The organism is Chryseobacterium lineare (assembly GCF_977014045.1).
On the sequence record NZ_CDRNIQ010000001.1, the window covers coordinates 2984763 to 2997783 of the forward strand.

A 13021-nucleotide genomic window follows, 5' to 3' on the forward strand; every position below is an offset into this window, starting at 1 on the left:
AATATTATATTTTCAGTATTAATGATTTAATTTTTAACTAAATAATATTTTTTTCAAGAAAAAAATACAAGATATTATTAAAATATATAAATTTGCATCAAACTCTACACAGATGAATGAACCACAACAACAGTGGACCGAAATAATTGAATCCCGACATTCTTTGTTCGACTTAAAATTAAAAGAGGTATGGAAATACAAGGATCTTGTTTACATGTTTGTAAAAAGAGATTTCATATCGAGTTTTAAACAGACAATTTTAGGTCCCGTCTGGTTTTTTATTAACCCTATTTTTACCACCATTACTTACCTTATCGTTTTCGGAAAAATTGCCAATCTTCCTACAGATGGTGCACCACCATTATTATTTTATCTTTCCGGTGTTATCCTTTGGAATTATTTTTCTGCCTGTCTTTTAGCAACTTCATCCATATTTTCAGGAAACGCCGGCATTTTTGGCAAAGTTTATTTCCCAAGGCTGGTAACTCCTCTCTCTATTGTAATCTCTAATCTGATGCGATTCGGAGTACAGTTTCTTTTGTTTTTGATCGTCTGGATATATTATTTATCCAAAGAGGAAATACACCCCAATATATGGATGTTGGCTACACCTTTTCTGGTGATTCTTATGGCACTATTCGCCTTGGGAACAGGAATGATTTTTTCGGCACTTACAACAAAGTATAAGGATATGAGCATGCTTTTGGGGTTTGGAGTCAGCTTATATATGTATGCAACACCAGTCATCTACCCTACATCAGCCTTGCCTGGCTTTTTCAAAAAATTAGCATTCTATAATCCTTTAACAGGAATTTTCGAATGCTTTAAATACGCATGGCTTGGGATTGGAAGCTTTTCACCTGTCATGCTTACTTTCAGTACAATCATAATTCTTTTACTGTTAATGATTGGTACCCTTACATTCAACAAGGTTGAAAAGACTTTTATGGATACTGTTTAAAAACCGTTAATCTTTAATACTAAAAAATGCTGGCTTTAAAAACAGAAAACATATCAAAACAATACAGATTAGGTCAGGTAGGCACCGGAACCCTATCTCATGATCTCAACAGATTCTGGCACAAAATGCGCGGAAAAGAAGATCCGTACCTGAAAATCGGTGAAGTTAATGACAGAACCACAAAAGGAGAATCTGAGTATGTCTGGTCCCTGCGTGATATTAACTTTGAAATTGAACAAGGTGATGCTGTGGGTATCATCGGGAGAAACGGCGCCGGGAAATCTACCCTTTTAAAATTACTGAGCAAAGTAACAAAACCTACAACAGGAAAAATTTATACAAGAGGAAGAATAGCTTCTTTATTAGAGGTAGGAACCGGTTTTCATCCGGAAATGACGGGCCGTGAAAATGTATTTCTTAACGGGGCCATTCTGGGGATGACCCGAAAAGAGATCAGTAGAAAATTTGATGAAATTGTTGATTTTTCCGGGGTTGAAAGATATATTGACACACCGGTAAAAAGATACTCTTCAGGAATGTATGTACGTCTTGCCTTTGCAGTTGCAGCACATCTGGAATCTGAAATTCTGATCGTAGATGAAGTGCTGGCAGTTGGTGATGCAGATTTTCAAAAGAAGTGCTTAGGGAAAATGGGAGACGTCACCAAAGGAGAAGGAAGAACAATATTATTTGTGAGCCATAATATGACGGCAATAAAGGAACTCTGCAATAAAGGTATTCTTCTAAACCAGGGACAATTAATTTACAAAGGCAGTATTCTTGACACCATTGTAGAATATCAAAAAAATTCTGAGATCCGGAATAAATATATTCACGAAGGTTCCTTTGAAACAGCATTAGGTAACGAGAATATAAAAATTCTTGAATTTTCTGTACAGCCATCCCAGGGAGAATTATTAGATATCGAATCCGGAGTTTCGGTAAAACTTAGATTCTTCAACTATAAATCCGGAATAAATATGGATGCGACCTTCGAGCTAAGAACATACGAGGAAGTCGCTGTTTTTCATACAGGTGTTTTAATTACGACCAATAACGACTCAGAGGCTAAAGAATACTGTATTGAATTTGATATTCCTAAGAATCTGCTCAATGCAGGAAATTATTATTTCAAGCTGATTTTTGGGGAAAACCAAAGGGTCCCATTATACATTGCATCAAACATAATTGGCTTCGAGGTCGACAATATAAAAATCGGGAAAAATATGGAAATTCTTCCTGGGATTATAAGACCGGAATTGGATTTTAAAATAATCAGCTAATGAACGATCCTCAATATTTCAGTTTAGATAAAATTGGCAATTCTTCCCTTGGCTACATTACCGTGGCTGAGAGTCTGAAAAATATACCTTTTGAAATTAAACGTGTGTACTGGACGTATTATACTCCTCAGGATGTCACGAGAGGAGGCCATGCTCACAGGAAATTAGAACAACTCATATTTGCAGTTTCCGGAAGAATAGAATTTAACACCATCAATTTGGAAGGGATAGAAGAAACCTTCATTCTTGACTCTCCTTCAAAAGGATTATATCTTCCAAGACTGATCTGGCGCGATATAAAATTCAATCACAGTGCCGTATTATTGTGTCTGGCATCCGAACTGTACGATGAAAGTGACTACTTTCGAAATTACCAGGACTTTAAAAATTATCAATATGAAATTTAATAACAGAAATGTATTTATAAGTGATAAAGCAGTAATAGGCAAAAATGTAAAAATTGGCGACAACACGGTAATTTATGACCATGTTGTAATTGGTGATAATTCTGTTATTGCCAATGACTGTGTTATCGGAGAACCTCTAAACGATAATTATTTTAAAGATAATTATATAAACCCTGAAACCATCATCGGTGAAAATGCATTGATCAGAAGTCACACGATCTTATATGCAGGTTCGAGGTTCGGAAATAATTTCTCCACAGGACATCGCGTTACCGTAAGGGAAAATTCTGTTTTCGGGAATAACTGCAGATTAGGTACTGTTACGGATATTCAGGGGCATGTGACTTTTGGCAATAACTGTTGGCTTCACAGTAATGTCCACATTGGACAAAACTCTACAATTGGGAATTTTGTTTTTATTTACCCTTATGTGGTATTCACGAATGACCCAACGCCTCCTTCCGACGTTTGTGTAGGTCCTGTAATCGGAGATTTTTCTCAGGTAGCTGTAGGCTCTGTCTTATTGCCCGGAACTAAAATCGGAAAACATTGTCTGATAGGCGCTCAATCTTTGGTTGGAGGAAGCCATGAAGACTATTGTTTAATTGTCGGTAATCCCGGGAAAAAAATTAAAGATGTTCGGGAAATGAGATCAAGGGAAACAGACAGATCACATTATCCATGGCCATATAACTTTTCGAGAGGAATGCCTTGGGAAATAGAAGGATTTGATCAATGGAAAAAAGAAAACGGATACGAAAATGATTAAATAAAATTATCAAACAAATAATATATCCTTTAGAAATAGCAAAAAGATGATTAAATTTTTAGACCTCCAAAAAATCAATGTACAACATCAGGAAGAAATTGAAAAAAAACTTTCCCAGGTTTTCCGTTCCGGATGGTATCTTATGGGGCAGGAACTTTCAGCTTTTGAAAGCAGTTTCTCTCAATATATTGGAGTAAAACACACTATTGGCGTAGCCAATGGCCTAGATGCATTGCGTCTTATCCTTCGTGGATATATCGAACTGGGAATTATGAATCCCGGAGATGAAATCCTTGTGCCATCCAATACTTACATTGCTTCCGTTCTTGCAATTTCAGATAATGGGTTAGTTCCTGTTTTTGTAGAACCAGATCTTAATAATTATAATATTGACATCACGAAAATCGAAGAAAATATTACTTCAAAAACAAAAGGGATTCTAATTGTTCATTTGTACGGTAGAACTGTTTTCTCCGATAAACTTAAACAACTAGCAGAAAAATATCATTTAAAAATCATTGAAGATAATGCTCAGGCGATCGGCGCAGAATGGAAAGAAAAAAAAACAGGTAGTTTAGGTGATGCTGCCGGCTTCAGCTTTTATCCTGGGAAAAATCTTGGCGCTTTAGGAGATGCGGGAGCTGTTACAACCAATGATGAAAATTTAGCAAAAACAATCAGAGCATTGTCCAATTATGGATCTGATCAGAAATACGTCAATATTTATCAGGGGCTTAACTCAAGATTAGATGAAATTCAGGCGGCAGTATTGGGCGTTAAATTAAAATATATTGACGAAGAAAATACAATAAGGAGAAAAATTGCCGAAAAATATATTTCTAAAATATCAAACCCGAAAATAATTCTTCCGGAAAACCCGGCTGATGAAAAGGAACACGTCTGGCATTTATTTGTAGTGAGGAGCAAAAACCGTAGTGAATTTCAAAAATATCTGGCTGAAAATGGCATTCAAACCCTAATACACTATCCCATTCCGCCTCATAAACAACAAGCTTACAAAGAATGGAACAGCTTATCTTTCCCTATCAGTGAAAAGATTCATGAGGAGGTACTGAGTCTGCCAATTTCTCCTGTAATGACTGAAGAAGAAACATATAAGGTAATCGAAATCTTAAACTCTTATTAAATAATAACATGATTCAGTTGCCACTTGTTTCCATTCTATGCCTTTGTTACAATCAGGAACGATTTGTTGTAGAATCTCTAGAAAGTATAAAATCTCAGAGCTACAGCAATATTGAAATTCTGATCTGTGACGATTTTTCTAAAGATAATTCTGCGGAAATTATCCATCATTGGGTCAAAGATAACCCAAAGCTAAATATCAAATTTATCCGTCATTCAGAAAATCAGGGTATATGTAAATCATTAAACGAACTGCTGAATCTTTCAAAAGGTAAATATATCATTACTATAGCATTAGATGATCTGATGGAATGCGATAAAGTGGAACGACATGTAAATATTCTTGAAAAATCTTCTCCAAATGAAGCTTTAGTATTTTCAAATGCCTACTTAATAGATGATCATTCGGTGCGCTTTCAAAATACATTTATCCCTTATTTTCATCAATATCTGAGTATTGAATCAGGTAATTTTTACCAGGCTTTACTTCATGATAATTTCATTCCCGCCATGTCATGTGTCACGAAATCCGCTTTGATAAAGGACATTGGAGGCTGGGATGAAACATTAACCTTTGAAGATTTCGATATGTGGCTGAGGTTAAGTGAAAAATATGATTTCATCTATGATGACTATAAATCCTGCAGCTATAGATTACATACCACAAACTCTCATAAAAAGAAAGATTTCTTAAATGCTTCTTTTTTTGATATTTATTTAAAGCACAAAGAACAGCCTGTCATGAAAAAGAAAATTTCACAACTTATACAGCAGGCATATAAAGAAAATAAATTGACTAAAAGTCATAAAAATTACCTTAAAGAACTTGACAATAAAACGCTTACAGAAAAATTAATACTGAATAACGCAGGAAATTTCACCTATAACGCTTTGCTTTTTCTTCAAAAAATTTATTATAAAAGTTGGTAAGAATATTTAAAAACATAAAATGAAAACAAAAGCCCGAGCCATAGCCTATTATCTCCCTCAATATTATCCTATTCCCGAAAACGATGAATGGTGGGAAAAAGGCTTCACGGAATGGACGAATGTAACGAAAGCAAAACCGCTCTTTCCGGGACACCATCAGCCGAATCTGCCTTCGGAACTAGGGTTCTATGATCTCAGAGTCCCTGAAGCGAGAGTTCAGCAGGCACAACTTGCAAAAGAACATGGAATTGAAGGGTTCTGCTACTGGCACTACTGGTTTGGAAACGGAAAAAGAATTTTAGAACGTATATTTAAAGAAGTTCTGGAAAGCGGAAGCCCTGATTTTCCATTTTGTCTTGCCTGGGCCAATGAAACATGGAGAGGAATATGGCACGGACTGGATAATCAAATTCTTGCCGAACAGAAATATCCTGGAACAGAAGATTATATCAAACACTTTTATGAACTGTTGCCCGCATTTAAGGATAAAAGGTACATCCGGGTCAATAATAAACCTGTATTTATCATTTATAAGCCACTTGACATTCCTGACATTAGTTTTTTTATGGATTTATGGAATTCTTTAGCTAAAGAAAACGCTCTGGAAGGGATTTATTTCATAGGCCATCTTTTCGACTACAGGAGATGTCAGGAGCTTTTGAATCTTGGATTGGATGCTGTGAATGTCGTTAGAATGAATGAAGTTCAGCGGTTGCTGCCAAAACCGAAACTTAGTATAAAGGAAAAATTTAAATATAAACTTAAAAACATTCCTACAAATCTGCCTGTCTATAAATATGAAGATGCCATAAAAGTTTTACTGGGAGAGGAAGCAAAAACGGACAATATCATTCCTACTGTTTTTCCAAATTGGGATCATTCGCCCAGAAGTAATGGAAAAACACTGATTCTTCATGATTCTACGCCTGAGCTTTTCAGAAAACATGTACAGGAAGCGATCAGTCTTATAGAAAATAAACCGGACGGTAAAAATATCATATTTATTAAATCCTGGAATGAATGGGCAGAAGGAAATTATTTAGAGCCTGACCGTAGATATGGCAGAAAATATTTGGAAGTACTGAAACGAGAAAACACAAAAGAAGATGACTATCACAGTAATAATACCGGTTTATAATGCAGAGACTTTCATTGAAAAGGCAGTAAATTCTGTGATCCAGTTCCCGGAAGTCAAGGAAATACTGCTGATTGATGACGGATCAAAAGATGATTCTTTTAAAATATGCCTTGAAGCCGCTGAACAATATGAAGTTGTAAAAGTTCTTCAGCACGCCGATCAGGAAAATCATGGCGTATCTGCCACAAGAAATCTGGGAATGGACATGGCAACTTCAGAATTTATCACTTTTCTGGATGCTGATGATTATTATCTCCCCAACAGGTTTGACGCTGAAAGGGAATATTTTAAAGATCCTAAAATTGAAGGTGTCTATGGTGCTATTTCAACAGAATTTGTTACAGAAAAAGGAAGGGAAATATATCTGGAAAAATTTCTTAATGATGATCTTACCACGGTTTATCAGGAAGCTGAAGGGATTGATGTTTTCAAAGGTTTGTCTGAAATTAACCAAAAGCATGGAACGTTTTTTTCCATGATTGCCCTTACCATCAGGAAAACGGCTCTTCAAAAAACAGGATTAAGACTTAATGAAAAACTGAAAATCGGTGAAGACAAAGATTTTATTGTAAAACTTTCTTACCTCGCCTATCTGAAATCCGGCTTTATCAGCAAGCCTGTAGCTGTACGCACGGGACACGAAAACAATACAATTACCAAAATCAGGAACTATTCTTCGGATTACTTTTACCATCAGTCTCTCATTTTTGAATCATTGTACCAATGGGCAAAAAAACAGAAAAAAATGCCTGCAGAAGCTATTGAAATTTTCAGATATAAATATTTATCATCCAAAATTGCCTGTATGAAAGGGATTGAGAAATATTTTAATTATATCCGATATACAATATTCAATCCTAAACTTTTAAAAACAAGATACCGGTATTACGCCCTCAAAAATAATCACTGATACCTCTTGAAATATAAATTAAAAACACAAATATTATGATAATTGGAAATGGCATGCTGGCCAATGCATTAAGTGAATACGACAGAGATGACGTGGTATTTTTTGCCTCCGGAGTTTCAAATTCCCAGGAAACAAACAGCGTTGAATTTGAAAGAGAAATTTCGCTTTTAAAGTATGTTTCAGGTCATCACAAAGATAAAAAGCTGGTTTACTTTTCAACTTGCAGCATTTATGATATTTCTAAATCTGAAAGTCCTTATGTGCAACACAAAATTAATATGGAACTCCTCATTTCTGAAAACTCTCAGGATTATTCAATCTTTAGAATAGGAAATGCCGTTGGCAGAGGTGGAAATCCAAATACTTTAATCAATTTTCTGAAAAATGCCATTGAAACCAACAAGGAGATCTCACTGCATAAAAATGCGGGAAGAATCCTTGTAGGCGCCGATGATATTGCAGATTTTGTTCATTACTTCTTAAAGCATTTTAATAATCAGTATATTGATTTTGCCTATCCTTATCAATATAAGCCTTTGGAAATTATCTCCCGAATGGAAAAATATTTAGGGAAAAAAGCAAATTATGAAATCATAGACGAAGGAGCCTTGTATAATATGGAATTTGATGTGATCGTTAAAGATTATTTCAAAAGTATATCGCCATCAGATTATTTAGATAAAATTTTTAACAGTTATTTATAATGATCTTCAAAGCAAATTACAAATCAAAATCATCAATAAAAACCTATGTGTGGAATAGCAGGAATCATCGCAAATAATGCCCGGAATTATCACCAAGAACTCCATATGATGACTGATGCTATCGCACATCGAGGACCAGACTCTTCTCATTGTGAATTTTACGATAATGCAGCTCTTGGCCATCGAAGGCTGTCTATTATTGATCTGTCGGAAACAGGGAAACAGCCCATGCTTTCTAATACCAAGAAAGAATGCATTGTTCTGAACGGCGAGATTTACGGCTATCAGGATCTTAAAACCAAATATTCAGAATATCCTTATCATGGCAGTTCAGATACGGAAGTGATACTGGCCATGTATCAGAGAAAGCAGGAAAACCTCATCCACGACGTTCCCGGAATGTTTGCTTTTGCCATTTGGGATAATGAAAAACAACAGCTTTTCTGCGCCAGAGACCGCTTTGGCGAAAAACCTTTTTATTATGCTGTCGGTAAAAACAATGAATTCATCTTCGCATCGGAAATCAAGGCGATTCTGGCATCAGGTCTTATTCAACCAAGAGTAAATCAGGAAGCTCTTTCCTATTACCTTCAACATGGCTACGTGAGTTCCCATCAAAGTATTTATGAGAACATCCATACATTACCGCCGGCTCATCAGCTGATCTGGAAAAAGGGTGAAATATCTGTATCAAGATATTACAGTCTTCCGTCGAGAGACCGTTTTTTGAATCTTTCTGAAGCAAAAGAAGAGTTTAATTATCTTCTGAAAAAAGCAGTTAAGAAGCAGCTTGTGGCTGATGTAAAAGTAGGCAGCTTTCTGAGCGGCGGACTGGATTCTTCTTCCATTGTCGCCTTGGTTGCAGGCTTTTTGCCTCATCAGACAACCATTAGTTTTGGTTATGATCATATAGAAAGCGAATTGAAATATGCAAAAGAAATTGCCTTAAAATACAATACCGATCATATTGAAGTTCACGAAAAGAAAAAAGATCTGGCAACATCACTGCTGAAAATATCTCCATTTTTTGATGAACCCTTTTCAGACATATCTTTCATTCCACATTTTGAGATTTGCAGAAGTGCAAGGGAAAAACTCACGGTTGTTCTTTCCGGCGATGCGGGAGACGAACTCTTTGGAGGATATGATTTTTACAGGGTAGAGAATCTCCTGCGAAATCATTTTAGCTATAAAAATATCATCGCAAAGTTTGGTTTAAAATTATATCAAAAGTTCCGACCGGTTTCTTTTCTCACACAGAAAAACATGGAATATGAAAACATCCTCGATTTTCATCAGAATTTTGTGAGAAATGCATTTAATAAAGAAGAAAGAACAGCCTTGGGCATTACAGCAAATTATTGTCAGCCTTTTAGCTTATCACCTAATCCGGATTCTCTCAATGATATTATGCGGATTGATATAGAAGGTTATGTTCCCGGAAATATGCTGGTAAAATCCGACAGAATGGCAATGGCAAATTCACTGGAAGTCAGAACTCCTTTTCTTGATATTGATTTTGCTGAATTTTGTATCCAGCTTCCCGAGCAATTAAAAATCAATCATGGAAATGATAAAATTATTCTGCGGGAAGCAATGGAATCTTACTGGACGGAAAACATCAGAAAACGAAAAAAACAAGGTTTTGGCATGAGCGTGAAAAGCTGGTTTGAAGAAGAAAACCTCATCAGTCTTTCCGATGATCTGTTAAAAGATCCTGCTCAGAAAGTATTTAATTATATTGATTTTAAAACGACACAGCAATTTCTTAATCAAGATCATAGACACTGGAATTTGCTGCAATTGGCCTTATGGGCATATAACAACCAAAAATATTTATAATGCTTAGTATTTCCGTTATTATTCCTGTTTATAATGCAGCACAGTTTTTGGAAAAATCTGTACAATCGGCCCTGCAATTTGATGAGGTAAAAGAGATTTTATTAATTGAAGATCAGTCTACAGACAATTCACTGGAAATATGCCGGAAAATAACTTCTGAGAATCCAAAAATAAAATTACTTCAACATGAAGATAAAGGAAATCATGGAGCCGGAGCCTCAAGAAATCTCGGAATTGAAAAGGCAGGTTGTGATTTTATTGCATTTCTTGACGCTGATGATTATTATCTTCCCAACAGGTTCGAAGCAGAGAAAGAAATTTTTAAAAATCCTAAAGTAGATGCTATTTTTGGTGCTATTGGCGTTGAATATCTCACGGAAAAAGGCAGACAGGAATTTCAGGAAAAGTTTAAAGATATATCGCTTACCACCGTGAATTATCCGGCTGAAGGAGAAGAGGTTTTCAGAGGCTTGCTGGGCCTTACTTCAAAAACATTCGGTACTTTTTTTCATTTAAATGCACTTACCATAAGAAAATCAGCGCTTGAAAAGAAAAGACTTCGCTTCAATGAAGGTCTGCGTGTACATCAGGATTCGGATTTTAATATAAAACTCTCCTATTTCTGTCATTTAAAATCGGGAATCATCGATAAAGCGGTCTCCATAAGAGGAGTTCATGACAATAACAGAATTACCAAGATCATTCAGTATTCTCCTCAATATAATGTGAGACAGTTCATTTTGTGGGAATCTCTCTACAATTGGGCTGTTACCAACAATTTACAATCAGAATACCGGAAAAGAATCTATTTAAGTTTTAAATCTTTTGATCTTTCTCAACAAAAAGGTTTAAAAAAATATATGAATATCATTTGGGAGGCCTTAAAAAACTACGAAATACTAAAAACAAGATACCGATACAATTACCATAAATAATAATCATGAAAATTTCCGTTATCATTCCCGTGTACAACGCAGAAAAGTATGTCACTCAAGCTGTAGAATCTGCCCTTCAGTTCCCTGAGGTTTCCGAAGTTATTCTGATTGAAGATAAATCTCCGGATAATGCTCTGGAAGTCTGCAGAAAACTGGCAGTGATTTATGACAGAGTAAAACTTTTTCAACATCCGGATAAAGAAAACCATGGTGCCGGCCCTTCAAGAAATCTTGGAATTGAGAAAGCTACGGGTGACTATATCGCTTTTCTGGATGCTGATGATTACTATTTGTCCAACAGATTTGATGCAGAGAGAGAGCTTTTTGAAGATCCTGCAATAGAAGGAGTATATGGAGCTTTGGGCGTTCATTATTATTCCGAAAAAGCCAGAAACGATTACTATAAAGTATTTGGTGACCGGCTGACTACCGTGTATCAAAAGCATTATTCTGAAGATGTTTTTCCAGGCCAACTGGGTATGAAAGGAAGTTTTGGACTTATCCATCTGGATACCTTAACAATCCGGAAGAATGCATTACATAAGTTAAATTATTTCTTTAAGAAAACATTGCGATTGCATCAGGATACAGAATTTCTTTTCCGACTGGCTTTTTACACCAATCTTTATCCGGGAATATTAGACGAAGCCATTGCCATAAGGGGAGTTCATGAAAATAACAGGATCACAAAAGTTGATACTAAAAAAATAAATCCTGCAACAACGAGAGTTCTGCTATGGAGAGAAATTAACGAATGGGCAAAAGATGAAGACACAATTCCGGAAGATATAAAACTGCATATAACGAGAATGACCCGCAGTTTTGAAATTGCTGTTGCTCCGTTTTTTAAGAAGTGGTTCATGATTTTAAAATACCTGATCACTGATTATCCGAGCATCCGTTCCGGGTTATACAATATTAATTTCAGACGGGATTTACTTTAAGCTATCTGATTTTTATTTTCTTCAGATAATCTCTTGCCGGTTTTTCAATAAAGCGATAAAAAATTGCTGAAACAATCATCAAAACTAAAATGTAAATCCAAAATACAGTATTGCTCTGATATATCTGAAAGTTATCCCATAAAACCGATCTTAAAATATACAGCACGGGAATATGAACAATATAAACAGCATAGCTGATCTCTCCAAGAAATTCCAGCGGCTTCAATGAGAATACTGTTGTCAACATCCCACTATTACAGGAAATTAAATAAATTAAAGGGACAAACAGAATTGCCATTAAACCATTATGGAAATTCAGCGGAATAAAAATTAAGGATAATAAAATTCCGGTAAAAATTAAAGCGATAACAATATCATAATTCTTTCTCTTACGGTTTTTCACAAAAAATAAGCCGGCCAGATTACCAATTAAAAACTCATTGACATGCCAAAGAGGAAAATAATGACTGAATTCATGACTTACCGTATGTGGCCCTTTATAAGCGTGAGAATTAACATACAGATTTGTAAAAAACTGGGTTCCTATCCAGATGAGTATTGCAATAATCCATATGCTTTTATTCCCTTTTGAATACAAATAATTGTACAGCCACGGGAAAATAAGATAAAATAAAAATTCTACGGAGATAGACCAACCCGGAAAATTAAGCACAAGAGCTCTTCCCGGAATCCAGCTCTGAATACCCAGGAGATATAAAAGACCCTTATAAATACTGAAGTCTGAATATCTGGTCACAAGATATAGCAGTAATCCTAGTACGTACAAAGGATAAATTCTGGCAAATCTATTTCTGTAAAAATCTTTATAATCTATTCTTTGCTTTTTATGATATGCAATGATCATAATAAAACCCGAAAGAATAAAAAAATAACTCACCCCAACATTTGCCTTTAAGAAAATCTCAGAGATATAAGGAATTTTATATAAAAATAAATCTTTATTAAAATGGGAAATAACGATCGCCATAGCGGCGACAAACCGGGTAAATGTAATCTGACCTATTTTCACGGACCAAAAATACATCTAAAAG

Annotated in this window: 13 protein-coding genes; 12 read left to right on the top strand and 1 reads right to left on the bottom strand. The window is 35.4% G+C overall.

Annotated elements, in window-relative coordinates:
* Window positions 1-112 precede the first annotated feature (112 nt).
* From ACWNCI_RS13275 to ACWNCI_RS13330, 12 genes are read left to right on the top strand one after another with little or no spacing between them, the layout of a single operon-like run.
* Window positions 113-961 (top strand): ABC transporter permease, encoded by an 849-nt coding sequence (locus ACWNCI_RS13275; RefSeq protein WP_449388655.1) that lies wholly within the window; start codon window positions 113-115, stop codon window positions 959-961.
* Between the two features lie 26 nt (window positions 962-987).
* Complete coding sequence (locus tag ACWNCI_RS13280) at window positions 988-2244, top strand: ABC transporter ATP-binding protein (RefSeq protein ID WP_449388656.1); 1257 nt, start codon at window positions 988-990, stop codon at window positions 2242-2244.
* Window positions 2244-2651 carry a sugar 3,4-ketoisomerase gene (locus ACWNCI_RS13285; protein WP_449388657.1) on the top strand — a complete coding sequence of 136 codons (408 nt, stop codon included), beginning with the start codon at window positions 2244-2246 and terminating at the stop codon, window positions 2649-2651. The genes ACWNCI_RS13280 and ACWNCI_RS13285 overlap by 1 nt, the downstream gene beginning before the upstream one ends.
* Window positions 2641-3420 carry a DapH/DapD/GlmU-related protein gene (locus tag ACWNCI_RS13290; RefSeq protein WP_449388658.1) on the top strand — a complete coding sequence of 260 codons (780 nt, stop codon included), beginning with the start codon at window positions 2641-2643 and terminating at the stop codon, window positions 3418-3420. Before ACWNCI_RS13285 ends, ACWNCI_RS13290 begins: the two co-directional genes overlap by 11 nt.
* Window positions 3421-3466: 46 nt before the next feature.
* On the top strand, window positions 3467-4567 hold the full coding sequence (locus ACWNCI_RS13295) for a DegT/DnrJ/EryC1/StrS family aminotransferase (RefSeq protein WP_449388659.1): 1101 nt from the start codon (window positions 3467-3469) through the stop codon (window positions 4565-4567).
* 8 nt (window positions 4568-4575) lie between these two features.
* Entirely contained in the window at window positions 4576-5496 is a 921-nt protein-coding gene (locus ACWNCI_RS13300; protein WP_449388660.1) for a glycosyltransferase family 2 protein, read from the top strand.
* 19 nt (window positions 5497-5515) lie between these two features.
* Window positions 5516-6634 (top strand): glycosyltransferase WbsX family protein, encoded by a 1119-nt coding sequence (locus ACWNCI_RS13305; RefSeq protein ID WP_449388661.1) that lies wholly within the window; start codon window positions 5516-5518, stop codon window positions 6632-6634.
* A complete protein-coding gene (locus tag ACWNCI_RS13310) occupies window positions 6603-7544 on the top strand; it encodes a glycosyltransferase family 2 protein (RefSeq protein ID WP_449388662.1) in 942 nt (313 codons plus the stop codon). Before ACWNCI_RS13305 ends, ACWNCI_RS13310 begins: the two co-directional genes overlap by 32 nt.
* A 35-nt stretch (window positions 7545-7579) precedes the next feature.
* On the top strand, window positions 7580-8248 hold the full coding sequence (locus ACWNCI_RS13315) for an NAD-dependent epimerase/dehydratase family protein (RefSeq protein WP_449388663.1): 669 nt from the start codon (window positions 7580-7582) through the stop codon (window positions 8246-8248).
* A gap of 45 nt (window positions 8249-8293) precedes the next feature.
* Window positions 8294-10090 carry an asparagine synthase (glutamine-hydrolyzing) gene (gene asnB, locus ACWNCI_RS13320; protein WP_449388664.1) on the top strand — a complete coding sequence of 599 codons (1797 nt, stop codon included), beginning with the start codon at window positions 8294-8296 and terminating at the stop codon, window positions 10088-10090.
* Window positions 10090-11025: a glycosyltransferase family 2 protein gene (locus tag ACWNCI_RS13325; protein WP_449388665.1), complete on the top strand. Its 936-nt coding sequence runs from the start codon at window positions 10090-10092 to the stop codon at window positions 11023-11025. Before asnB ends, ACWNCI_RS13325 begins: the two co-directional genes overlap by 1 nt.
* Window positions 11026-11030: 5 nt before the next feature.
* Window positions 11031-11969, top strand: coding sequence for a glycosyltransferase family 2 protein (locus ACWNCI_RS13330; protein ID WP_449388666.1), 939 nt, complete (start codon window positions 11031-11033; stop codon window positions 11967-11969).
* Between the two features lies 1 nt (window position 11970).
* Here ACWNCI_RS13330 and ACWNCI_RS13335 read toward each other — a convergent pair whose 3' ends face one another.
* The gene (locus ACWNCI_RS13335; protein ID WP_449388667.1) at window positions 11971-13014 is read right to left on the bottom strand and encodes an acyltransferase family protein; all 1044 of its coding nucleotides are present in this window, start codon (window positions 13012-13014) and stop codon (window positions 11971-11973) included.
* Window positions 13015-13021: the final 7 nt, after the last annotated feature.